At 68.0% G+C, this 23,200-nt stretch carries 18 protein-coding genes; 12 read left to right on the forward strand and 6 right to left on the reverse strand.

Going from position 1 to position 23,200, the window contains the following annotated elements; translation table 11 throughout:
• Positions 1-15 precede the first annotated feature (15 nt).
• Positions 16-1,011 carry a hypothetical protein gene (locus ACSQ1L_RS06455; RefSeq protein ID WP_435993121.1) on the reverse strand — a complete coding sequence of 332 codons (996 nt, stop codon included), beginning with the start codon at positions 1,009-1,011 and terminating at the stop codon, positions 16-18.
• Positions 1,012-1,140: 129 nt separating this feature from the next.
• On the opposite strand from ACSQ1L_RS06455, the gene ACSQ1L_RS06460 reads away from it, so the two are divergent.
• Complete coding sequence (locus tag ACSQ1L_RS06460; RefSeq protein WP_435993123.1) at positions 1,141-2,589, forward strand: lipopolysaccharide biosynthesis protein; 1,449 nt, start codon at positions 1,141-1,143, stop codon at positions 2,587-2,589.
• 96 nt (positions 2,590-2,685) lie between these two features.
• Complete coding sequence (locus ACSQ1L_RS06465; protein WP_435993125.1) at positions 2,686-4,248, forward strand: capsular polysaccharide export protein, LipB/KpsS family; 1,563 nt, start codon at positions 2,686-2,688, stop codon at positions 4,246-4,248.
• Here ACSQ1L_RS06465 and ACSQ1L_RS06470 read toward each other — a convergent pair.
• Positions 4,235-4,858: an acetyltransferase gene (locus ACSQ1L_RS06470; protein ID WP_435993127.1), complete on the reverse strand. Its 624-nt coding sequence runs from the start codon at positions 4,856-4,858 to the stop codon at positions 4,235-4,237. The two genes, ACSQ1L_RS06465 and ACSQ1L_RS06470, sit on opposite strands and share 14 nt — an antisense overlap.
• A gap of 156 nt (positions 4,859-5,014) precedes the next feature.
• Between ACSQ1L_RS06470 and neuB the strand changes: the two genes are divergently transcribed.
• From neuB to ACSQ1L_RS06485, 3 genes are all read left to right on the forward strand, one after another.
• Positions 5,015-6,046, forward strand: coding sequence for an N-acetylneuraminate synthase (neuB, locus tag ACSQ1L_RS06475; protein ID WP_435993129.1), 1,032 nt, complete (start codon positions 5,015-5,017; stop codon positions 6,044-6,046).
• A gap of 2 nt (positions 6,047-6,048) precedes the next feature.
• Positions 6,049-7,185 carry a UDP-N-acetylglucosamine 2-epimerase gene (neuC, locus tag ACSQ1L_RS06480; RefSeq protein ID WP_435993131.1) on the forward strand — a complete coding sequence of 379 codons (1,137 nt, stop codon included), beginning with the start codon at positions 6,049-6,051 and terminating at the stop codon, positions 7,183-7,185.
• A gap of 77 nt (positions 7,186-7,262) precedes the next feature.
• Positions 7,263-8,738, forward strand: a complete 1,476-nt coding sequence (locus tag ACSQ1L_RS06485; protein WP_435993133.1) for an aminotransferase class I/II-fold pyridoxal phosphate-dependent enzyme — start codon at positions 7,263-7,265, stop codon at positions 8,736-8,738.
• A gap of 16 nt (positions 8,739-8,754) precedes the next feature.
• Here the strand turns inward: ACSQ1L_RS06485 and ACSQ1L_RS06490 are convergent, their stop codons facing one another.
• Positions 8,755-9,465, reverse strand: coding sequence for a cytidylyltransferase domain-containing protein (locus ACSQ1L_RS06490; protein WP_435993135.1), 711 nt, complete (start codon positions 9,463-9,465; stop codon positions 8,755-8,757).
• Positions 9,462-10,421, reverse strand: a complete 960-nt coding sequence (locus ACSQ1L_RS06495) for an NAD-dependent epimerase/dehydratase family protein (RefSeq protein ID WP_435993137.1) — start codon at positions 10,419-10,421, stop codon at positions 9,462-9,464. Before ACSQ1L_RS06495 ends, ACSQ1L_RS06490 begins: the two co-directional genes overlap by 4 nt.
• A gap of 331 nt (positions 10,422-10,752) precedes the next feature.
• Between ACSQ1L_RS06495 and ACSQ1L_RS06500 the strand changes: the two genes are divergently transcribed.
• Complete coding sequence (locus ACSQ1L_RS06500; RefSeq protein ID WP_435993139.1) at positions 10,753-11,313, forward strand: sugar transferase; 561 nt, start codon at positions 10,753-10,755, stop codon at positions 11,311-11,313.
• A gap of 70 nt (positions 11,314-11,383) precedes the next feature.
• On the opposite strand, the gene ACSQ1L_RS06505 is transcribed toward ACSQ1L_RS06500, so the two are convergent.
• Positions 11,384-12,979: a polysaccharide biosynthesis protein gene (locus ACSQ1L_RS06505; RefSeq protein WP_435993141.1), complete on the reverse strand. Its 1,596-nt coding sequence runs from the start codon at positions 12,977-12,979 to the stop codon at positions 11,384-11,386.
• A 459-nt stretch (positions 12,980-13,438) separates the two neighbouring features.
• On the opposite strand from ACSQ1L_RS06505, the gene ACSQ1L_RS06510 reads away from it, so the two are divergent.
• The 6 genes from ACSQ1L_RS06510 (at position 13,439) to ACSQ1L_RS06535 (ending at position 20,746) form a co-directional block, all read left to right on the forward strand.
• Positions 13,439-14,131 (forward strand): polysaccharide biosynthesis/export family protein, encoded by a 693-nt coding sequence (locus ACSQ1L_RS06510; RefSeq protein WP_435993144.1) that lies wholly within the window; start codon positions 13,439-13,441, stop codon positions 14,129-14,131.
• A 309-nt stretch (positions 14,132-14,440) separates the two neighbouring features.
• Positions 14,441-16,585 (forward strand): GumC family protein, encoded by a 2,145-nt coding sequence (locus tag ACSQ1L_RS06515; protein ID WP_435993146.1) that lies wholly within the window; start codon positions 14,441-14,443, stop codon positions 16,583-16,585.
• 50 nt (positions 16,586-16,635) lie between these two features.
• Positions 16,636-17,844: a hypothetical protein gene (locus ACSQ1L_RS06520; RefSeq protein WP_435993148.1), complete on the forward strand. Its 1,209-nt coding sequence runs from the start codon at positions 16,636-16,638 to the stop codon at positions 17,842-17,844.
• A 127-nt stretch (positions 17,845-17,971) separates the two neighbouring features.
• Positions 17,972-18,199, forward strand: a complete 228-nt coding sequence (locus ACSQ1L_RS06525) for a hypothetical protein (protein ID WP_435993150.1) — start codon at positions 17,972-17,974, stop codon at positions 18,197-18,199.
• 183 nt (positions 18,200-18,382) lie between these two features.
• On the forward strand, positions 18,383-19,621 hold the full coding sequence (locus ACSQ1L_RS06530) for an O-antigen ligase family protein (RefSeq protein ID WP_435993152.1): 1,239 nt from the start codon (positions 18,383-18,385) through the stop codon (positions 19,619-19,621).
• 102 nt (positions 19,622-19,723) lie between these two features.
• Complete coding sequence (locus tag ACSQ1L_RS06535; RefSeq protein ID WP_435993154.1) at positions 19,724-20,746, forward strand: M48 family metalloprotease; 1,023 nt, start codon at positions 19,724-19,726, stop codon at positions 20,744-20,746.
• A 254-nt stretch (positions 20,747-21,000) separates the two neighbouring features.
• On the opposite strand, the gene ACSQ1L_RS06540 is transcribed toward ACSQ1L_RS06535, so the two are convergent.
• Positions 21,001-23,178 (reverse strand): AGE family epimerase/isomerase, encoded by a 2,178-nt coding sequence (locus ACSQ1L_RS06540; protein ID WP_435993156.1) that lies wholly within the window; start codon positions 23,176-23,178, stop codon positions 21,001-21,003.
• Positions 23,179-23,200 lie beyond the last annotated feature (22 nt).

The following is a 23,200-nucleotide window of genomic DNA, read 5'->3' on the forward strand; positions in this document are numbered from 1 at the left end:
GGGCCCTTCGCATGGTCACGCCGCCGCTTGCCAAGCTTGGCCTGGAACCCTGAAGGCGGTCTTGTAGTAGTCCAGGAAGGTATCCTCCATGTACTGGAGGTTCAGGATCAGTCGGTCGCCCGTCAGCGGCTTCGTGCCTCGGTGGAAGGCGTAGGTGTTTTCCGCGAACGCATAGCCCGCCTTGCCCACGACCCTGTGGATCCGGGCCTGCGGGATGGCCTTCTCGATCTCCTGATCGGTGTAGCGGGCGATCGGCCCAAGGACGGCCGGCGTATGCCGGTGAGACTGCAGGTAAATCTCGTGGTGGCCGCCGTCGACCGCGCAATCCGTCAGATAGACGAACATCTTCACGAAGCGATAGCTATCGATATCCCGATGGAATTCGAGCGCGTCGTCATAGCCGCTGATCCGCGCCTTGGGTTCGTCCAGCCTGATCAGGGTGTCCATCGACCCGGCGGCGATGAGCCGCGACCGGTCGACGCCCAGAAACTCGGCGGCGAGGTCGACATAAACGTCCTCAAACAGAAACTGGGTGATCGCGCAATCGCTCTGGCCGGTCGCGATGACGCCCTTGGGACGCTGGATCTTCCTGTCCCGCGAGCGTTCGAAATAGTCGTCGAGGTCGGCGTAGGCGCATCCATCGACATCACCGATGCGATCGCAGAAGAAGCGGCGCAGCGCGGCGACGCGGTTCTCTCCAAGCGGCTCCAGCGGCGCGATCCCGTCGGCGCGGAGCTGGGCGACGGGGCCCTGCCCGGGCGCTTCGCCGGGCCTGTCCCAGCCCCTCGAAATTCCGAACGGGCTGAGCAGCCGCATGGCGAGGAAATTGCAGGCTACAGGGAAACGCACGTTCGACTTGAGAACAGCGTAAGCTGACTCCGAAACCACCTGGTAGAGGTGTCCGAACAGACGTTTGACAAACAGCCCCATCCAGCCCCCCAGGAGTCCGGTCCGCAGTTTTCCACGCGGCGCGCACCCGCGCTTAGACCAGAGAGGTTGTTCGCCGGTCAAGGCCTGCGCGGACGCCCGGAATGGCCGCGCGCCGGAGCGTGACGTCAGGCATGCGGGAGGCCGGGATGATCATTTCTTGACCTGACAGCCAGAGGATTCTAGCGCGGCGGTGGTCACCCGGGATATTGCATGAACATCCGCCAACTGCTCACCGCCAGCGCGATCTACGGCGTCGCTGATATGCTGGTCCTGGGCGTCGGCGGTTTCCTGCTCCTGCCGCTCTACACCCGCGCCCTGCCGCAGGCCGAGTTCGGGGCCTATGTCATCGTTCGCGCAAACATCGAGATCCTCGGTTACGTGCTGACGCTGGGCCTCCTCTCGGCGGTGTCGCGCCTTTACTTTGACCACAAGAAATCCGGGCGGCCGCGGGAATATTTCAACTCGATCCTGACGGCCTTTTTCGTCATCCTGCTCGTGGCGGCCGGGCTCATCGCCCTGTGGGGCGATCCGGTGTGGCGGCTGCTGGCGCCCAGTACGCCGTCCCAGCCCTACATCTGGTACAGCCTTGCGGTCGCGGCGGTCAGTTTCACCGCCGGCCTTGGATCGGTGTGGCTTCGCCTCGACAGTCGGGTGAACACCTTTGTCACCGTGCAGATCATCGCCGCCGCCGCCCTGGCCACGGCGGCGTGGTTCAACCTCATCGTCCTGAAGCTGGAGTTGAGCGGGCTGCTTATCGCCTTTGTCATCGGCTACCTTCCGGCCACGGCCGTGCTGCTGTTCCGCATCGGAACGAAGCTCCGGCCCGCATCGGCGGACGCGTCCGACATCAGGACGTCCCTGGTCTACGGCCTCCCGTTCGTCGTCAGCTATGTCGCCTTCTTCCTGCTCAACCGGTTCAGCGTGATGACGCTGCAGCATCATGTGCCCATCGACCAGATTGCGATCTTCGGACTGGCGCAGCAGTTGGCCCTGCTGATCACGGTCGTGTCCCAGTCTTTTGGAAAGGCGATGCAGCCGGCGGTCTTCGGCGCCGACGCCGAACACGCCCCCGAAGTGCTGCGCCGCTCGAGCCGGCTATTCATCCTGCTGATCTTCGGCGCCGCTGGCTGCGTGGTCATGTTCAGCCGCGAGATCGTGCAGATCACGGCGCCCGCGGCCTATCTATCCGGACTCAACATCCTTCTGGTGCTGCTGATCGCCGGTTTCATCTATTCGCTCAACCTCGTCTCCAACACCGCGCTGGAATATCATCGGCGACCGAAGACCGCGGCCGCGGTCTCGGTGGTCGGGGCCGTCATGTCGGTGATCCTCGGATTGGCGTTGATCCCCCGCTACCAGCTGATGGGCGGCGCCATCGCGACCCTGGGGGCTTATTTCGCCACCTCTCTGGCCAGCCACATAATGGCGTACCGGCTCACGCGGCAGTCCCATTTCGGGCAGATGGGCATGACCCTCGCCGCCCTGTGCGGACTTGCGCTGCTGGCGCTCTGGCCGGGATGGCAGGGCATGGCCCTGCCTGTGGCGGTCGTCGCCAAGCTCGCTGTCGTCGGGACGGTCTTCCTCGCCGTCTTCGCCCTCTACGCGCCCCAGCGGCTGGCCCAGATCATCATGATGCTTCGCCGGCTGTACGCCAGATGACGGCGTCACCACGCCCTCTGGCCTGGATGGATACCCCAGGTTGCCTTGGTATGGCCAACCTGCCACAGGACCCCGGCCTTCGGGGAAGCCAAATCCATGAATAGCATTCTGCGCCAACTCAGGCAGGCCATCGGGTTCAATCCCGTGGCCTGGGTCCGCTCGGTTCCGCGGATGCGCCAGCTCGTACGCGAGGCCGCGGGGGAGGGCCCGGCCGGCGCCGGCCGGCCGCGCTGCCTGGTGATCGTGACACCGTGGGAGGGGACCAGCATCCCGTGGTTCTCGCTCGGGGTGGGGCTGATGCTGTCCGCCGAGGGCGCGGAGGTCACCTTCGCCGTCGACGACCAGAGCTTCGGCCCCAATCCCCTGCGTCACTGGATGATCGTGCAGGCCATCCGCCGGGTTATGAAGACGGCGGCCGAGCGCCATCGGGTGATCCACCTGTCGGCGCTTCAACCGGACCCCCTCGACGACGCGGCGGAGGCCGAGGTCGCCCGCCTGGCGCGCCTCAACACCACATGGGCGCTCAGGGGAGAGATGCTGCAAAAGGGGCGCAAGGTGTTTGAGGCGAAACGCCGCAAGCAGATCGGCGCCGCCTACGGCCGGATCTCGGCCGTCTTCCGCAACGAGCGTTTCGACATGGTGTTCGTGCCGGGCGGCGTTTACGGCACGTCGGGCCTCTGGACGCTTTGCGCCCGCGCGGCGGGCATCCGCGTGGGGACCTACGACACCGGCGCCTATCAGGCCGTACTGGTGGCGTCCGACGGGCTGGCCTGCCAGCTTCAGGACGTGCCCCGCGCCTTCGAGGCGGTCCGCGACCACACCGGGAAGGCGCCGGCCGAACTGGCCGCGGCGCTAGCGGCGGCCGATGAGGAGATCCAGAAGCGCAAGCAGGGCTCCGACACCTTCGCATCGCAGTTGAAGCACGGCGGCGCGGGCAGCGACGCGCTCCGCGGCGGGGTGCTCCTGGCGTTGAACTCGTCGTGGGACGCGGCCGCCCTGGGCCCGCACGTTGTCTTTCCCGGCAATACCGAATGGATCGTCGAGACGGTCCGGCACCTGCTGGACCATACCGAGGCGCCGGTCATCGTGCGCCAGCACCCGGCCGAACGACTGGCCTTCGCGCGCACCACCGACGACTACCGGGCGCTGCTCGCCAGCCACTTCGGCGCGCATCCGCGGCTGCATTTCATCGCCGCCGAGGACCCGATCAACAGCTACGCCCTGCTGGAACGCGTCGCGGCGGTCGTGGTCCATACCTCGACCATCGGCACGGAGGCGGCCGCCTTCGGCCGGCCGGTGATCACCGGTTCGAACGCCTACTACTCGGGACTGGGCTTCGTCTGGCGCGCCGACACCCTCGAGCAATACCGCAACCTGCTGGTCGAGGCGGCGGCCGGCCGGCTGCAGGTCAACGAGGCCATGCGCCAGGATGCGCGCCTGTGCTTTTACGTCACCCAGTGCTGCAACTGGGTGTTCTCGCCATTCAATCCGGCGGACTACGGCGAGTGGAGCCGCGAGAGCCTCGAGCACTGGCGACGTCAGCCGACCATACAGCTCATGCTCCGGTCGCTGCTGACCAACACCCCTGTGGCGGCGCTCAACCATCTGGTCCGGGTTGAGGCGGCGGGCCGGGGCCCGGGAACGCCTACCTTGAATTGAGCGGCCGGGCCGGGACGCCGACAACGGTGGTCCCGGGGGCGACATCCCGGGTGACGACGGCGCCCATGCCGATGACCGCTCCCCGTCCGATGCGAAGGGGCTTATCAGGGGTTCCCTGCCGCAACAGGGCGCCGGCCCCGACGTACACGTCGTCCTCGATGATCACATTGCCGCTGCACGAAACCCGTGGCCCGAACGTCACGAAGTCCCCGACGACGCAGTCGTGGGCGACGTACGAATAATAGTTGCAGTGGAAATGCCGGCCGATCTTGGATGAGGCGGTGACCATGGTGAAGTCGCAGAAGATCGCGCCCTCGCCGACCTCGACGTCACCCCCCCGGCGGTGCAGGGGCGAAACAAGGTTGCCGGCCGTTATGCGGTCGGCGAGCCGCCTTCGCACCGCTCCGTCGGCGACGGCTATCACCGCAGGGCAATTCAGTTCCGAAAGCGGGATGACACGAACGCCGCAAATCGTCCGGCCGATCTCGATCGGGTTGTCCGAGACGAACACCACGTCATCCGGTCCGCCGACGCCCGCATCGACGTTTTCACGCGCGATCCTTACGAGTTCTCGGCCAAAGCCGCCGGGGCCGTAGATTGCTATCTTCATAGCTTACTATTGCATCGGCTTCGGGACCCGCCAATAGCGGGTCAGCGCCATGCTGGAGCGCTTCCTCTTCCTGGATGAATAGGTTAGGTCAGGCGTCTCGGCCGGCAGGAGTAGCCATCCAATCCCGCCAAGCGTCCGCTGTATTCGGGGGAACCCTTGAGCGTCTTCATCATAGCCGAGGCCGGCGTCAACCATAATGGCGACGCAGACCGCGCATTGCGCATGGTGGACGCCGCGCACGCCGCCGGTGCGGACGCCGTCAAGTTCCAGACCTTCTCGGCCGACAAGCTGGCCGCGCCCGGGGCGGAAAAAGCGGACTACCAGAAGCGGGCAACCGGCGACGGCGGTCAGCACGCCATGCTCCGGGCCCTGGAGATGTCCGAAGACCTGCACCACCGGCTGATCGCTCGCTGTGGCGAGGTCGGCGTGGAGTTCATGTCCACCCCCTTCGACGAGGAGGCGGCGGATTTTCTGGTCGACGCCGGAATGGCGCGGATCAAGGTTCCGTCGGGTGAAATCGTCAACCACCCGTTCCTGCGCCATCTCGCAGCGCTGGACCGGCCGCTGATCGTCTCGACCGGCATGGCCACGATGGACGAGATCACGGAGGCCGTCGCCGTCATCGCCGACACGCGCGCAACGAACGGTTTGACGGCGCCGCTGCGGGATGTGCTGACCATCCTGCACTGCACTTCCAACTACCCGGCCGCGCCATCGGATGTGAACCTGCGCGCCATGCGCACCATCGGCGAGGCGACCGGCCTCCCGGTCGGCTACTCGGACCACACCCTCGGCCTCGCCGTTTCGACCGCCGCAGCCGCCCTCGGCGCAGTGGTCATCGAAAAGCATTTCACCCTCGACCCGACCCTGCCCGGCCCCGATCACCGCGCTTCGCTGACGGTCGATGAACTGGCCGCCCTGGTGCGCCAGATCCGCGATGTCGAGGCCGCCCTCGGCTCACCGGTCAAGGCGCCGACCGAGGCCGAATTGCCGGTCCGCGCGGTCGCCCGCCGCTCGGTCATGGCGCGCACCGCCCTGCCCGCCGGCCACAGATTGAGCCTCGAGGACCTGATCCTGCTGCGCCCCGCTTCAGGCATCGCGCCTCGTCACCGTGACGAACTACCGGGTCGAACCCTGCGGGCAGCCGTCGAAGCCGGCCAGCCCCTGACATGGGAACTTCTGGCCTGAGCATGCGGAAGGTCTGTTACATCAGCGGCACGCGGGCCGATTTCGGCCTGATGCGATCGGCCCTCACCGCTGTTCACGAACACCCCGCCCTCGACTTGTCGGTGATCGTCACCGGCATGCATCTGTCCCAGGCCCACGGGAACACCGTCGCCGAGATCGAGGCCAGCGGGCTGCGCATCTGCGCCCGCGTCCCCGTGCCGCTCGAGCCCGCCACCGGTGCGACCATGGCGCGCAATCTGGGGACCATGCTGGGCGCCTTCGTCGACGTGATGGAGGTCGAACGACCGGACATCGTGCTTCTGCTGGGCGACCGGGGGGAGATGCTGGCCGGGGCCTTGGCCGGCATTCACCTGAACATTCCCGTGGCGCACATCCACGGCGGCGAGCGCTCGGGCACGGTCGACGAGCCGGTGCGCCACGCGATTTCCAAGCTCAGCCATCTGCATTTCACCGCAACCGAAGCCGCCCGGGAGCGGCTGGTCCGCATGGGCGAGGATCCGGCGCACATCCAGGTGACCGGCGCGCCCGGCCTCGACGACCTCGTCGAGGCGGGGGCGCCGGATCGCGACGCCACGGTGCGCGCTCACGGCCTCGACCCGGCGCGGCCGTTCGCTCTTCTGATGTATCATCCGGTTCTGCAGGAAGCGGCTACGGCGGCGGACGACATCACTGCGATCCTTGCGGCGCTTCAGGCCGCCGACCTGCAGATTCTGGCGCTGATGCCAAACGCGGACGCCGGCAGCGACGGCGTGCGCGCCGCCCTGTCGAGCGCCCGCGGCGCGCCCGGTCTGGTTCTGCACGACCATCTGGCGCGGCCCGACTTCATCGCCGCCATGGCTTGCGCCGATCTGATGGTCGGCAACTCCAGCGCCGGAATCATCGAGGCGGCCAGCTTCGGCACGCCCGTTCTCAACATCGGACCGCGGCAGAACCTGCGCGAGCGGAACGCCAACATCCTCGACGTGGCCGTCGCCGCCGAACTGGGCGACGGCATACGGGCGATGCTGACGAAGGGCCGGTTCCCTGCGACCAACATCTATCGGCGCCCGGGAGGCGGCCGTGCGGCGGACCGCATCGCCGATGCGCTCGCCGCCGCGGTGCTGGATGAGGGTCTGCTGATGAAGGTCAACCGGTACTGAGATGGATGCTGAATTCGTGATACCAGCCCTGATGTCGGGGCCGAGGCTCGGCGCCGCCAAGAGGCCATCAAGACTCCATGACTGACATTCAAGACATCTGCGCCTCGCGCACCGCGACCATCCGGGAAGCCATGGCGCTCCTGAACCGTTCGGGCGTGCAGATGCTGCTGCTGCTGGACGACGATGGGAGGTTGCAGCGGACCGTCACCGACGGCGACCTGCGCCGCCTGCTGCTCGCCGGACGCGAGTTGTCCGACACCCTCGCCGACCTGCCCGCGATCCATTCGGTCACGGCCCCGGAAAGCGTCAGCCGCAAGACGGCCCTGGCGCTGATGGACGAAAAGGTCATTGACCATCTGCCCCTCGTCAACGCCGACGGTCAGGTGGTCGATCTGCTGCACCGGCGTGACGTCGGCAAGCAGATCCTGCTGTCGACGCCCCATATGGGCGAGGCGGAACTTCAGTTCGTGGAAGAGGCCTTCCGCACCAACTGGATCGCCCCGCTGGGGCCGAATGTGGACGCCTTCGAGCGCGAGCTGACGGACGTGGTCGGCATCGCTCACGGCGCCGCGGTGTCCTCCGGCACCGCCGCCATCCATCTGGCCGTCCGGATGCTGGGCGTCCGTCCCGGGGACCGGGTGTTCTGCTCCACCCTGACCTTCGCGGCGAGCGCCAATCCCATCGTTTACGAGGGCGGCGAACCGGTCTTCATCGACTGCGAACCGGGGTCGTGGAACATGTCGCCGGCAGCGCTCGAACGCGCCTTCGGAGCCGCCAGGGCCGAAGGCTGGATGCCCAAGGCGGTTATCGTCGTGAACCTTTACGGCCAGAGCGCCGACATGGATGCGCTGATAGAGATCTGCGACCGCCACGGCGTGCCCGTCATCGAGGACGCCGCGGAATCCCTCGGCGCGCGCTACAAGGGCAAGCCCAGCGGCATTCACGGCCTGATGGGCATCTATTCCTTCAACGGCAACAAGATCATCACCACCTCGGGCGGCGGCATGCTGGTGTCCAATGACGAGGACCTGATCAAGCGGGCCCGTTTCCTGGCGACCCAGGCCCGCGATCCGGCGCCGCACTACCAGCACAGCGAAATCGGCTTCAACTACCGCATGAGCAACATTCTGGCGGGGGTGGGACGCGGTCAGCTGCAGGTGCTGGAGGAGCGGGTTCTGGCTCGCCGGGCGGTGTTCGAGGCCTACCGAGACCAACTGTCCGACATTCCTGGTCTGGAATGGATGCCGGAGCCCGACTGGAGCTATTCGACCCGCTGGCTGACGGCCTTCACCCTGGACCCCGCAGTGTCCGGCCTGACGGCGGGCGAGTTCATCAAACGCCTGGCCGAGGAAATGATCGAGGCGCGCCCGGTGTGGAAACCGATGCACCTGCAGCCGGTGTTCAGCGGCGCGCGCCATTTCACCCACGGGAACGAGCCGGTCTCGGACCGCATCTTCGAGACTGGAGTCTGCCTGCCGTCGGGGTCGAACATGAGTCCCGATGAAATGGAGCGGATCATCAGCTCGATGAAGGCGATCTTCTCGGGGCGGTAGGCCGCCGGAGGACCGGTCAGTCGCCGGCCGTCGCCGCTCTTTCCGACAGCAGCCTGTCGGCGCGGCGGAGATCCTCCCATGTGTCGATGTCCTCGGACCTCTCGGGGGGCATCACATAGGCGGCGGTCCGCCCCGGCGCGGTCAGCCGGCGGTGCTCCAGCAGCCATGCGATATCGGCGGCGTAGACCGCTCCGTTCAGGACGTAGGCGGGCGGCAGGTCCTGGCGGCGCATCGAGGCTCCAGCGGGCCCCGGACAAAGGCTTTCCAGCGCCCCGGCCTCATCGCGCCCGAACGTCAGCCATGGGTGGTCGGTCGCCTCGCATACGGACACGCACCCCGGCGCTCCGCTGCGCTGCATGGTCTCGAGGGCGCCGTCGATATCCTCCGCGGTCCGAAGCGGCGATGTCGGCTGAAGCAGCACCACCACGTCGAAGCCGGGGACTCGCTCCAGCGCATCAACGAGCACGTCCATCGAGGCCGCCTCATCCGTCGCCAGGCTCGCGTCGCGCCGGAAAGGGACCTCGCACCCCGCGTCGCGCGCGGCGGCCATGATCGCCTCGTCCTCCGAGGACAGGATCACCCGGTCGACCGTCCTGGCCGCCAGGGCGGCGGCCACGGTCCAGGCGATCAGCGGCCGGCCCCCGACCGGCTGGATGTTCTTTTGCGGAACGCCCTTGGAACCGCCTCGCGCCGGGATCACCGCCAGCACACGGCGCGAACCGATCATTGGCCTGCGGGGCCGACGCCCCCTCCCTGCCCCTGAAGTCCGCCAACGGTGAGCTGCAGCGCCTGATCCACCGAATAGGGCGGAGTCCAGTGCAACGCCTCGCGCAGAGGCCGCGCATCCACCTGCAGGTCATCGAACAACCGCCGGAACTCTCCGCCCTTGCCGACCAGACGCGCCGGAAGCGCAAGCAGCGTCCGGGGAACCGGCAGCAGCCACGCCCGCTTCCCGCCGGCGCGCGCGATCCGCCGGATCAGATCGGCGGTGGAGACGTCTTCGCCGTCGGTGACATAGAAGGTCCGGCCGCGGCTCTCCGGCGTCGTCAGCACGGCGCGCATGGCGTCGGCGAGGTTGCCGACGAAGACCATGCTGCGACGGTTCGTTGCCGCGCCCAGGGGCAGCGGCAGGCCGGACAGGGCCAGCCTCAGGAGCCGGTGGAAATTGGCGGCCACGCCGGGCCCGTAGACGAGCGGCGGACGCAGGATGGTCCAGCCGATTCCGGCCGCGTCGCAGGTCTCGCGCACCAGGATCTCGGCCTCGGCCTTGCTGACGCCGTAGGGGTCTTCCGGATGCATGGGATCGTCCGGGTGCAGGGGGCCGGCCGTCGAGCGTTCCCCCGCGGCCTTGACGGAGCTGACATAGACGAAATGCCGGCAGCCCGCCCGAATGACCGCGTCGAGAAGCCGGCGGGTCCCTTCCACATTGGTGCTGCGGTAAGCCGCAAGCGGATCCTCGGCGGCATCATTCAGCTTGTGGGCGCGCCCGGCCAGATGCAGGCAGGCGTCAATCGCCGGCAACGCCAGGGTCGGGGCGATCTCCGCCAGATCACCGACCGCGATCTCGTCGTCGGTTCCGCCGGATCGGCGCACCAGGGGAACGACATCGAACCCCGCCGCCCCCAGGTCCTTGACCGTCCGGCGTCCGACGAAGCCTCGGGCTCCGGATATAGCTACTCGCATGACGCCTTCCCCGGCCGTTCTGCTCTGTGACGTCGCCGGCGCCGGCGAACGAGGCGCGAAGCACGCGCGTCGGCCATCCCGGTTCCAGGTGGCGGCGTCAGCCGGCCGGACCTATTCCCATGTCCATCCGAACACCCTAACAACCCCCCATGAAGAATAGCCGCACGAGCGTCAACGGATTGACCCCTTGTTCGAGCAGGCGAATTGCCAAAACAGAGTCGACCCTGAACGCTCCGCCCCGAGAGGCGAAGGCAGAGGCGCAGCCGTGACGTTTCGAGACTCCAGCGACGAGCAGAGCGGCGCCACACGCCCCTTGGTGGGCCCCAACGCGTTGAAGCGCTCCTTTGACATCGTCATGGCGGCCGGGGGCCTGGTCGTTTTCGCGGCGCCCATGGCGGTCGTGGCCGTCGCCGTTCGACTAACGTCGAAGGGGCCGGCGATCTACTGGTCGGACCGGGTCGGGCGGGACAACAAGCTGTTCCGCATGCCCAAGTTTCGCTCGATGCGGTCGGACACGCCGCCGGTGCCGACCCACCTGCTGGCCGACTCCAGTGCATGGCTTACGCCCATCGGCGGCTTCCTGCGCAAGAGCAGCCTGGACGAACTGCCGCAGCTATGGAGCATACTGGTCGGCGACATGAGCCTCGTGGGGCCACGCCCCGCCCTGTTCAACCAGGACGACCTCATCGCCCTGCGCACCGAACAGGGGGTGCACCGCCTGCGGCCGGGGCTCACCGGCTGGGCCCAGGTGAACGGCCGCGATGAGCTGCCGATTCCCGACAAGGTGAAGCTCGACGTGGAGTACCTCCACAAACAGAGCCTGATGATGGACCTGAAAACCATCTGGCTCACCGCCGGCAAGGTCCTGCGGGCGAAGGATGTCTCGCACTGAGCGCTGAATCCCGCCCGGTGGGCGCCGTGTCCCGGGATCAGCGCACTTTCCGCAGAATCCGCCCGTTCCCCTAGGCCCGCTTCATCGGCAGGACCGAACCCGAGCGCTCGCCATCCGGGGTCAGGGCCCGAACCTCGGCCAGCGTTGCGAAGACCAGCTCCCGGGCCGCGGCGTTGTCGCCGGTGCAGGCGACTTGTTCCAGCTTGTGCACCATGGCCTCGGTCATCCGGGCGCCCTTGAGGCGGTCGGTGACGCACATCAGGCTCTGTCCGCACATCTCGGCGACTTCGCTGGAGTCGACCAGCTCCTCGAACAGCTTCTCGCCGGGACGCAGGCCGGTGACCTCGATCTCGATGTCCCGCCCCGGGACCTTGCCGTAGAGGCCGATCAGCTGTCGCGCCAGGTCGATAATCTTCACCGGCTTGCCCATGTCGAGCACGAAGACGCCGAGCGGTCCGTCCGGCTGCTGCGCGGAATGGGCCGTAGCGTGCAGCACCAGTTGCACCGCCTCCGGTATGGTCATGAAAAAGCGTTCGATGTCGGGGTGGGTCAGGGTCACCGGACCGCCGCGCTCGATCTGGGCGCGGAAAGTCGGCACGACCGAACCCGCCGAGCCCAGGACATTGCCGAACCGCACGACACTGAAGCGCGTCTCGCCCTCGCCCGTCTGCTGGGCGCGAACCACCGCCTCGGCCAGACGCTTGGTGGCGCCCATGACGTTCGGGGGATCGACAGCCTTGTCGGTCGAGATGAAGACCATGTGCTTCACCCCGGCGGCGTTCGCGGCCTCGGCGACGTTCCATGTGCCGAGGACGTTCGTCAGCACGCTTTCGCAGGGGTGCCGCTCCATCAGCGGGACGTGCTTCAGGGCCGCCGCGTGGAACACGACATCGGGCCGCTCTTCCCTGAAGACATCGGTCAGGCGCGCCTTGTTGCGGACGTCGTGCAGATATTCGGCCCGTGAGAGCGTGGGCCAGCGGTCGCCGATCTCCTGATCGATCCGGAACAGGCTGAATTCCGAATTGTCCAGCAACACCAGATGTCCGCAGCCCAGGCCAGCCACCTGGCGGCATATTTCCGAGCCGATCGAACCGCCGGCGCCGGTGACCAGGACACGCTTGCCCGCGACGAGGGCCTTCACCGCCGTCTTGTCGAGGCTGACGGGCGGTCGGGCGAGCAGTTCCTCGAGCTTGAACTCGCGCATGACGGTGTCGTCGACGCCACCGATCTCGGCCAGGCTGGGCACCCGCAGGAGTTTGACGTCCTTGGCGCGGAGCTGGCCCAGCCGTTCAACCCCAAGGTCGGTCGGAGACAGCAGGTCGTCCAGGAAGACCACCGCGGCGGGTCGACCCCGGTCGACCTCGCTCAGCAGGAGGTCCGTCGCCGCCGACAGGTCGGGAAGCACCTTGACGCCCCGCAGTTCGCGGGCGACCGCGCCGGCCCCCTCGCAGACGATGCCGACGGGCCTGAACTCCTGCTCACCGCGGGCGAGCTCGCGCAGGAAGGTCTCGGCCCGGTCCATGCGGCCGACGAGGACCAGAGGAGTCCGTTCGTCCCTGAAGCCGACGAAGGGAAGGAAGCTGCGGCGCGCCTCCTTGTCGTGCAGGACACGGCGCAGCACCGCCAGCCCGAGGGCCATGGTCACGTCCAGAGCCAGCACGATCACCAGGGCCGCGCGTAGGGCCAGGCCCCCCTCGTCACGATGAGGATCGACCCGATGTCCGGCGTGATGCCGGCAGAGAGGGCAAAGGCCACAACCACAGCCAGCGCCCGGACAGCGGCTCGAGCCCCCAACTTGATGCCACGGATCAGGATGCTGTTCGGAATAGCCACGTCGTCTCACCTTATCGCCGGCCCGCCAGGTCGGCTGTCGCAGGCGCGCCCAATATCACAACGGAACCGTGAAGCAGAATATTTCTCCTCCTCCGGAAGTAGCGTGACAGACTCCCCCGACGCCCAAAGGTTCCGACGAACCAGCGCCAATGAATTCTGGTGCCGCAGCCCCAACCGGTGCTAGACATCGGCTCTCCTCATTGGCTGCGCGTTCTTCGGGTTCCTGCGCGCTATGGGGAAGGCTGCTTTCAATCGCCCTCCCGGGCGTCCAGTTCAAGGCTTGACGACGACCATGCGCCTCTTCCTTCTCGCCATTCTGGCCCTGACCCTGGCCGCCTGCGCCAGCGGTCCGAAGCGCCCGACCACGGCTGATGCGGCCCTGACCGTTGATCCAATCGCCCTCGGGGCGAGCGCCGCCGAGACAGAGAACCTCTCCTATCGCATCGGCGAGGGGGACACGCTTAAGGTGTCGGTCTTCCAGGTGCCGGACCTGTCATTCGACTCGATCGTGGTCGACACCGCCGGAAACCTCCAGTTGCCCCTGATCGGTTCGGTGCGCGCCGCTGGCCTGACTCCGGTCGAGATCACGTCCGAGGTCGAGCGACTGCTCGCCCAGCGGTATCTTCGCGACCCGCAGGTCAGCATCACGGTGGTCGAGGCGGTCAGCCAGAAGGTCACCGTCGACGGAGCCGTCACCCGGCCGGGCGTTTACGAATTGAGCGGCCGCACCACCTTGCTCCAGGCCGTCGCCATGGCTTCCGGTCCGGTCAAGGAAGCCGACCTTCGCAGCGTCGCCGTCTTCCGCACCGTGGGCGATCGCCGCATGGTGGCGGTCTTCGACCTCGCCGCCATTCGCAACGGCCAGGCCGAAGACCCGGCGATCCTCGGCGAAGACGTGGTCATCGTCGACACATCGCGGCTCAACGCCGCCATGCGCGAGGTGGTCGCCCTCCTGCCCGGTCTGGCGGTGTTCGCCTATATCTAGCGTTCGCCTCCGCGCCCGCCTTCTGCGGCCGGCCCCGGCCCAGGTTCCGGCGGCGGCCGTGGCGAGATCAGTTCTGTCGACGAGTCTGTTGTTGGCCGAAATGGCGTGGTTGGACGAAAGTTTGCTGGCATTCTCTCGCGCGACGCACGGCTATGGGTTAATCAGCCTGTGCAATATCGGCGACCCGTCGCGGCCGTTTGAAATAGGTTGTCTCTGAAAATGTTTGGTGAGGGTTACGTGGACAGGACTTCCCGGATCGGGACTGACTATGACGGCATCGCGGGCGCAGTCTCTGATCGTCCTGACACCATGTCTTCAGGTGGGGAGGCGTTTGACGTAGCCGAATACTGGCGCCTTCTCGTCAAACATCGCTTCCTGATCGGCGGGGCCTTCCTGGCCGCCCTTGTGATCGGCGTCGCGGTGACGCTGCTGACAACCCCGATCTACACCGCCACGACCACCATCCAGATCGAGCGTTCGACCGCCAATGTCGTCGACGTTGAGGAGGTTTCGCCGAGCGAGTCCGCGTATAGCGCCGAGGAATTCTTCCAGACCCAGTATGGCCTGCTCAAGAGCCGCTCGCTCGCGGAACGCGTCGTCGAAAGCCTGGGCCTGGCCACCTCGGACAGGTTCATCGAACAGATGGGCGGGCAGGCGCCGTCCGCGAATGGCGGCACCGCCGCCGCCCGGGTGAACGCCCGCCGGGACGCCGCGGTGACCCTGATCCAGGACAATCTCGTGGTCCTCCCCGTCCGGGGCTCGCGGCTGGTGAACGTGAGTTTCGACAGCCCCAGTCCCCAACTGTCGGCGCAGATCGCCAACGCCATCGCCGAGAACTTCATCCAGTCGAACCTGGATCGCCGCTTCGAGTCCTCGGCCTATGCGCGGGAGTTCCTCGAGGATCGCATCGCCCAGACCAAGGCCCGGCTCGAGGATACCGAGCGTCAACTGGTCGCCTACGCCGCCGCCCAGCAGATCATCAACGTCTCCGAGGGCGACGAGGAGGGCGGCGCGAGCCAGTCCCTGGTCGGAACGAACCTCAACGCCCTCAATAACGCCCTGGCCCAGGCCACGGCGGGGCGGGTCGCGGCCGAGGAGCGGTGGCGCCAGGCCAGCGCGGCGCCGGTCCTGAGCCTGACCGACGTGCTCCAGAACCAGACGATCCAGCGCCTCACGGAAGAGCGCGCGCGGCTGGACGCCCAATATCAGCAGAACGCCAGCGTCTATCAGCCGGACTGGCCTGCCCAGCAGCAACTCAAGGCGCAGATCGACGAACTGGACAGCCAGATCAACACCGTCGCGCGCTCCATCCTGAACTCGATCCGGGGACAGTATGTCGTCGCCGCCAATCAGGAACGCGCGCTCCAGAACCGGGTCAACGCCCTCAAGGGCGACGTGCTCGACCTCCGCTCGCGGAGCATCCAGTACAACATTCTGCAGCGGGAACTGGACACCAGCCGGTCCCTCTATGAAGGGCTGCTCCAGCGCTACAAGGAAGTCGGCGTCACGGGCACGCTGGCGTCAAACAACATCTCCATTGTCGACGCGGCGGAAATTCCCGACTCCCCCTCCAAGCCGCAATTGCTGCTGAACCTCGCCATCGCCATGCTCCTCGGCCTGGGTCTGGGCGTCGGCGCCGCCTTCCTCATCGAAGCGCTCGACGAAAGCCTCGGCACGCCCGAGGACGTCGAGGCCAAGCTGAACATTCCGGTTCTTGGCGTGGTGCCGTTGCTCGACAAGGGCCAGACCCCGGCCGAGGCGCTGGCGGACATCCGGTCCAGTTTCTCGGAGGCGTACTACTCCCTGAGAACGGCGCTGCAATTCTCGACCCCGGACGGTGCCCCGGCCTCGCTTCTCGTCACCAGTTCGCGGCCGGCCGAAGGAAAATCCACGACCGCCTACGCCCTGGCGCTGAACCTTGCCCGGCTCGATAAAAAGGTGCTGCTGATCGACGGGGATCTGCGCAATCCGTCCATGCACCGCGTGGTCGGCGTGGATAATGACAAGGGCATGAGCAACCTGCTGTCGGGCTCGGACGACCTCCGGGCGGTCAGCGTGCCGACCAAGCATCAGAACCTCGACTTCATCGCCTGCGGTCCGCTGCCGCCCAACCCCGCCGAGCTGTGGGGGGGAGACCGGTTCCGCCGCGTTCTCGAACAGGCTCGCGCCGAATACGATCACGTGGTGATCGACGGGCCGCCCGTCCTCGGCTTCGCCGACGCCCCCCTGCTGGCCTCGGCCGTCAGCGGAACCATCTTCGTCCTCGAAGCGCATGGCACCCGTCGGGCCCAGGCCAAGGGTGCGCTCAAGCGTCTGTCCGTCCGCAACAGCCGACTGATCGGCGGCGTGCTGACCAAGTTCAATACGAAGAAGACCCAGTACGGCGGCTACAACTACGCCTACGACTATAATTACGGCGGCGAGTCCGAGAAGAAGAAGGTCGCCCGTCGGTGAATGCGGGCCCGGCAGCCGGAACCGCCGCCTCTCCCGGAGGCGGGTCCGGCGTGGTCAAATACCTGCCGCTGATTCTGATCGTGGCGGCCATCTGGCTCGCATGGCAGATCATCCTCAGCCCCATCGCCCAGCGGGCCCCGCCCGCGATGGCGATCCGGGTCGCCCCCGCCTCTCCCGGCGTGCTGGGACGCGCCGCCGAGGCGGAGGTGCTGGCCGGCCGGCCCGAGAATGGTCGGCGTCTGGCGGGGCTGGCCCTCTCGAAGGCGCCCTTCAATGTCCGGGCGATGCGGGTGTTCGGCCTGATCGAGGCTGAGGATGGCCGGCTCGATGCGGCCGACGGCATTCTCACCCTCGCTGGAAACTGGAGCCTGCGCGACGACCCGGCGCACGCCTGGCTGGTCCAGCAGCGCCTGAGACAGGGCAATTACGTCTCCGCCCTCGCCCATGCGGACACCCTGGCCCGCCGTCAGGTGGAGCATCAACCGCAGGTGTTTCGGCTCTTCACCGCCGCGGCGCTGGCCGATCCCCGCGCGGTCGGCCCGCTGGTTGGCCTGCTGAGCAAGAACCCGCCGTGGCGATTGAATTACATTCGAAGCCTGTACAAGGCGCCGGAGAACGCCCCCCTCATCGCCGCCCTGGCGATCAACCTTGAGCAGACGCCGGCGCCGTTCGACAGCGCCGAACTGCAGCTGCTCTACAACACCTGGGTTCGCGAGGGCCGCCTGGACGGCCTGGCGCTGATCCGTGAGCGCCTCGGACGTCCTCCGCTGGTCCCGCTGCTGGTCAACGGCGCGTTCGCTGAAACCACGGAAACGCCGCCGTTCGCCTGGATCATCGGCGTCGGACCGGGCGTGCAGGCCGGGATTACGGCCGACGATTTCAACCCCCGGGAGAGCGCGCTTCGAGTCCAGTATGACGGTTTCGCCTCTACGGGCCTGGCTCGCCAGTTCCTGCTGCTGCGGCCCGGCGCCTACACCCTGACGGGCGCGGCGCGGATAGAGACGGCGCCCGACGAGCCCCGGATGATCTGGACTGTTTCCTGCTCCCAGACCGGCGCCGAACTCGGACGGTACGTTCCATCCGGCGAGGATCCGGCCAAGTGGGCCTCCTTCTCCCTGGAATTCGTGGTGCCCGCCGAACGCTGCGCGGCCCAGTGGCTGCGTCTCGAGCCACGGCCAGGTGATCGCCGATCCACGGTCGTCGCGTGGTTCGACCGCTTTCAGATCACGAGGACGGACCCGGCTGTGACGCCGCGATGACGATTTCCGGGCGCGCGGCGCCATGCTGAGTTGTTGATTTCTCTTGCATCTCAACCGCCGCACCCTTAACGTCGACATTGATGAAGCTTGCAGGGTCGACCTGCACTAAATTCGAAGGGGATTTTGCATGCGTAAGACCGTTGCCGCCGCCGTTTGCGGCTTGCTGCTCGTCGCCGGCCAAGCTGCCGCCGCCGGCTCCACCAGCGCCGTGAACCAAGTTGGCGATCGTGTCGGCGCCCAAGCCGGTGCGTCCGAAGAGTTCGCCGGGATTCCGCTGCCGGTTCTCCTGATCGGCGCCGCCGTTCTCGTCGCCACCGTCGTCGTTGTTTCGGACGACGACTCGGAAAGCGACTAAATTACAGCGCCGCGACCAACGCGTGTCTCTGATCGCTGACCGTCGCGCGTGATACCCAGGTATCGAGAAGACCAGTGGAATGCCGTCGCCATCGCGACGGGTATTCTGCTGGTCTTTTCAATTGTGCTGGGGGGCGCCAGCCGGAATCACGCCCTTCGGCTCGCACTCGTGGAGCTGGCCTCCTTGCCGGTCCTGGTGCTCGCCGTCTCACGCCTGCTGAACCGGGAGTCCTGGTCCACCCACAAGTTCGGGCTCGGGCTGCTCGCCGCGATCTTCCTCCTGCCTCTCCTTCAACTGGCGCCCCTGCCCCCGGCGATCTGGACCGCCCTTCCCGGCCGCGAGCAGCTCGTGCTGGCGCTCGACCTCGTCGGTCAGCCCACGGGTTGGGTTCCCTTGTCGCTGACCCCCGACCTGACGTGGCGGTCATTCCTCGCCCTGCTGCCCCCCGTGGCCATGTTCCTCGGCGTCCTGGCGGCGACGAAGGACACAAGGCTCCGCCTCGTCCACCTCTACCTCGCCGCCGCCGTCGCTTCGGTGATGCTGGGGGTGATGCAGTTGGCCAGCGGCGGCGAGCGGCTGTACCCGTGGGCCACCACGGCCGCCGGCAACATGGTCGGCTTCTTCGCCAACCGGAACCACCTCTCCACCCTGCTCCTGGCCTCCCTGCCGTTTGCAGCGGTGCTCGCCGCGACCGCACTCCGGCGCAGGGCGGAGCGGGGCGGCCTGACCCAGTGGATCGGCATGCTGTTCATCGGCCTCGCCATCGTCGCCATCGGCGTCATACGATCCCGCGCAGGCATCGTTCTCGCGGTCCCGGCCCTGGCGCTAAGCGTGCTCGCCGCCTGGGTGGCCTCCGGGCGCAGCCGTCCGAAACCGGCCTTGCTGGCAGGCGTGGGCGTCGCCGCCGCCGCCGTGGCGGCCGTGGGCTTCTTCGCCCTCGCGCCGATCCTGGCGCGCTTCGATCCCAACTCGCCGCCGGAAGGCCGGTTCGAAAACTGGCCGATCGTGGTCGAGGCCGCGAACAACTACCTGCCCGTCGGGTCGGGCCTGGGCTCCTTTGATCCGGTGTACCGTTCGGTAGAGCCGCTGGAGCGGCTGGACTCGACGTTCTTCAACCAGGCGCACAACGAGTATCTGGAGCTCTGGCTGGAGACCGGGTGGCTCGGCATCGGCCTGCTCGCCGTCTTCCTCGTCTGGTGGGCGCGGCGCAGCTGGACGTGTTGGCAACGCCCCCCCTCGACGGAGGCCGACCTCCAGAGGGCGGCCAGTGTGGCGATGCTGATCATCATGCTGCACTCGATCGTGGACTATCCGATGCGGACCGAAACCATCGCGGTGCTGTTCGCGCTGTTCGCGGCGCTGCTGGAGGGGGCGGCCCGGCCGCTGCTCGAGCGACAGAAGGTTCGCGTGCGGGCGGACTAGCCGATCCGTGGGCCTCCGCGCGCCCCGAAGGCGTCAGAAAACCAGCGTCGGAGGGGCCCCACCGGCTTCGGTCGCACGAGCATTGCCACCGTCGATCCGATCGTGTTTCTAGGCTCCATGAAGCGCTCATTTTGTACGGTTGTGCTTCCCGTCATCACGGCGGCGATCATCGGCGGCTGCGTCCCGTCGCCCCCCGCACTGGGCCCGGAGCAGACGAGCCTCGGCGACGCCGACCAGCGGCTGACCTCTCTCATCGCTCTTGACGAGCAGGTCGCCCGGGTCGCGCAGCGGCTGCTCGAGGCCAATGCGGGCCTCTGCCCGACGGTGCGACTGTCCGCCGGCTGGGCCTTGCACTCGGCGCGGCAGTATAGCCCGGAGCTCCGCGGCTACGCCGAGCAGCGCTTCGGCCTGGAGGGCGACCTGCCCGGCGTGCTCGCGGCGCCTCCCGGATCACCGGCCGCCGAGGCGGGGGTCCGTCAGGGCGATCTGCTGCTATCAACCGCGACGGTCGCCCTCGATCCCGGCGATGGCGGTCGCGCGCCGGAATTCGAGGGCCTGGCGGAAAACGTCCGCAGGATCGATGCGGCGCTGGCGAATGGACCGACACGGTTCACCCTGCGCCGCGACGGGCGGCGGCAGGAGATCACCATCCAACCCCGCCGCGCCTGTGGCTATGAGGTGCAGCTCAATCCGTCGGATGAACTGAACGCCCGCGCCGACGGGCGGCGGCTGTTCATCAGCACCGCCCTGGCCAGCTTCGCCCGGAACGACGACGAACTGGCCGTGATCCTCGGCCATGAACTCGCCCACCACGTCCTGCGGCATCGGCACTGGAGCGACACCGGGGGCGCCGCCCGCCAGGTCAACGAGGCGGCGTGGGCCGCCGACGGGGGCGAGGGCAATGCGGAACAGCAGGCCGACCGCGTCGGCCTCTACCTCCTGGCTCGCGCGGGCTTCGATCCGGCCGTCGCCGCTCCCTTCTGGCGCCGCTTCGGCGAGTCCAACTGGCGCGTTCGGTTCCCCCAGATCGGCCATGCCTCGGCGGGTTCCCGGGCGCTGGCGCTGGAACAGGTCCAGCGCGAGATCGAGGCGAAGCGTCAGGCCGGCGGCGAACTCCTGCCCTGAGGGTATCGAGATCGGCCGACCGCTCCGCCGGCGCTTGACCGAACCGGTAAAGAGGGCGTTAAGATTGAGGGAGCCCACAGGGAGGGTCGAGAATGCATAGCGAACAGCCCTTGTCACGTGCGCCGGCGTCCGCGTCGGCGTTGCGCCGCCCAACCTCCGGCCCTGCACGCACCTCCGGCCTCTACGGCGAAGTCGTGACCCTGCCGGTCAATCGGCGCGAACTGGGTGCGACGCCCGAACGCAAGGTCTCGTAGTCACGCCTCGCCCGGGGCCGGTCGACCGTCCCCCATGCTTTCCCGTAGCTGAACCCACGCCGCGACGATGTGATAGAGCGAACTCGCCGGCGCCGGCTCGTCGACGAACCGCCCGTCCGCGTCCTGCTTGTCCCGCCACAGGCCGAACGGCTCGAGATACGCACGCAGCCCCTTCAGCGCCTCCGCCGCATGCCCATCCGGCGCACCCTCGCCCAGGATCAGGGCCGCCTTGAGCCGCTCGGTCTGCGGCCACAGCCGGGCCCGGGCGGAGCGGACCGCGAGGCCGTCGTCGAGTTCGTCGATCGCCACGCCGCGCGAGGCGTCGACGCCGCGCTGGCCCGCCTCATAAAGCCGGCGCGCGGTCTCTGCGGCCCAGGGATCGTCCGCCCGCGCCCGACCCCACCGGGTCAGCAGCCAGGCCCATTCGAACTGGTGGCCGGGCTCGACCAGACGACCCGCCTCGCCGGCGGCGGGGGTCCAGTCGGCTGCGAAGAACTCGCGCAGGAAGCCGCCCGCCGGATCGATGAAGTGGCGCCGCGCCAGACCGACGATCTCGTCGGCCATGGCGGTCCAGACGCCCGCCGGCTCCAGCGCCTCCCAGGCCAGACAGGCCTCCAGCAGATGCATGTGGGCATTGGCCTGATACGGATGCCCCCCGTCCTCGCGCCAGCCCCCGGCGGGATGGGCGAGCGTGGCCAGCCCCTCACGCAGCGCCTGCGCCCGCGCCGTCATCCGCCCGGCCTCCACGCCCGCCTGCCGCGCGGCGGCGAAGGCCAGCAGGGCGAAGGCCTGGTCGTACAGGGAGGCGGTGTCGTCGAGCGTCTCGCCCCCGGTCGACACCCGCGTGCGATACAGGCCGTCCGGCCGCCGGTTGGTGGCCTCGAACCGGTCCAGGCCCTCGCTCACCAGCCGGCGCCAGGGCCCGGGCCAGCCCGCTTCGCCGGCGACGCTGAACACCCAGGCCTGCCGCGCCTGCACCCGGGCCCGCCGGAAGGCGCTGGTGCAGATCCCCCGGTCGTCGAGGGCCTCGCGGAAGCCGCCGTCCTCGTCGACCCCCAGCGCCGCCCACAACGGCAGGGCCGCGAGACGCATCCAGCTGTCGAACGCCCGCGCCTGCTCTTCCAGCGTGGCGACCGGGGATCGACCTTCGGCGTGTGCAGGCGAGGTCTGGCGGATGCGGTCCACCAGCGCCTTGACCTCCTGCGCGCGATCGAGGCTGCAGACGAGCACGGCGTCGGACTCGACGATGATCGCCAAATCCTTGACGCCGGCCGTGGCCACCACGATCCCTTCGGCCGCCCGGACCAGACAGGTGTCGCCCTTGGCTCCGATCCACACGCCCTTGTCGCCCGATCCGGCTGATGCCACCGCGTCCCAGGCGCCGAGGTCGGACCATCGAAAATCGACCGGCAGCACCGAGACGCGGCCGCTCCGTTCCATCACCGCGTAGTCGATCGAGATCCGCGGCGAATGCAGGAAGGCGTCGGACAGACGCACGACGTCGCCCGCCGTGTCGGGGAGCGCCCCGGCGACCGCCGCGGCGACGTCCGGGGCGAACGCCTCGAGCTCGCCGAGCAGCACGTCCGCCCGGACCATGAAGTTGCCGCTGTTCCACAGAAAGCCGTCGCGAACGTAGGCTTCCGCCTGTTCGCGGCCGGGTTTCTCCACAAAGCGCCGGACCTTGGCGAGGCCGTCCGACTCCGGCTCGATATAGCCATAGGCCGACGAAGGGCCGGTCGGCCGCACGCCGAAGGTGACGATCTCGCCCCGGGCCGCGGCGGGCGCGCCCGTCATCACCGAACGCCTGAACGCCTCGGCGTCGGGAATGTGGTGGTCGGAGGCCACGAACAGCGCGATCCCCTCCGGCGCCTGCCGGCTGATCCAGAGGGCCGCCGCCGCCATGGCCGCCGCCGAGTCCCGGCCTTCGGGCTCCAGCAGCACCGTGGCTTCCATCGACAGGGCCGCCAGTTGCTGGACGATGGCGTCCCTGTGGCTCTCGCCGGCGACGACGATGAGCCGCCCTCCCCCCGTGGTCAGGGGCGCGACCCGCCGGGCGGTTTCCTGGAACAGCGACAGCTCGCCGACGAGGTCGAGAAACTGCTTGGGGCTGTTCGGTCGTGAAGCGGGCCAGAGACGCGTTCCCGCCCCGCCGCAGAGGATGACCGGAAACACCACCATAGCGCGCCCCAACGTGTCCGAA

The sequence above is a fragment of the Brevundimonas sp. LjRoot202 genome, from assembly GCF_964253355.1.
Taxonomy (GTDB): domain Bacteria; phylum Pseudomonadota; class Alphaproteobacteria; order Caulobacterales; family Caulobacteraceae; genus Brevundimonas.

What these genes read in the sequence shown, in the direction of transcription:
- ACSQ1L_RS06460 (WP_435993123.1), top strand. Translation starts at nt 1,141, where the DNA reads ATGAACATCCGCCAACTGCTCACCGCCAGCGCGATCTACGGCGTCGCT.
- ACSQ1L_RS06465 (WP_435993125.1), top strand. Translation starts at nt 2,686, where the DNA reads ATGAATAGCATTCTGCGCCAACTCAGGCAGGCCATCGGGTTCAATCCC.
- ACSQ1L_RS06470 (WP_435993127.1), bottom strand. Translation starts at nt 4,858, where the DNA reads ATGAAGATAGCAATCTACGGCCCCGGCGGCTTTGGCCGAGAACTCGTA.
- neuC (WP_435993131.1), top strand. Translation starts at nt 6,049, where the DNA reads ATGCGGAAGGTCTGTTACATCAGCGGCACGCGGGCCGATTTCGGCCTG.
- ACSQ1L_RS06485 (WP_435993133.1), top strand. Translation starts at nt 7,263, where the DNA reads ATGACTGACATTCAAGACATCTGCGCCTCGCGCACCGCGACCATCCGG.
- ACSQ1L_RS06490 (WP_435993135.1), bottom strand. Translation starts at nt 9,465, where the DNA reads ATGATCGGTTCGCGCCGTGTGCTGGCGGTGATCCCGGCGCGAGGCGGT.
- ACSQ1L_RS06495 (WP_435993137.1), bottom strand. Translation starts at nt 10,421, where the DNA reads ATGCGAGTAGCTATATCCGGAGCCCGAGGCTTCGTCGGACGCCGGACG.
- ACSQ1L_RS06510 (WP_435993144.1), top strand. Translation starts at nt 13,439, where the DNA reads ATGCGCCTCTTCCTTCTCGCCATTCTGGCCCTGACCCTGGCCGCCTGC.
- ACSQ1L_RS06515 (WP_435993146.1), top strand. Translation starts at nt 14,441, where the DNA reads ATGTCTTCAGGTGGGGAGGCGTTTGACGTAGCCGAATACTGGCGCCTT.
- ACSQ1L_RS06525 (WP_435993150.1), top strand. Translation starts at nt 17,972, where the DNA reads ATGCGTAAGACCGTTGCCGCCGCCGTTTGCGGCTTGCTGCTCGTCGCC.
- ACSQ1L_RS06540 (WP_435993156.1), bottom strand. Translation starts at nt 23,178, where the DNA reads ATGGTGGTGTTTCCGGTCATCCTCTGCGGCGGGGCGGGAACGCGTCTC.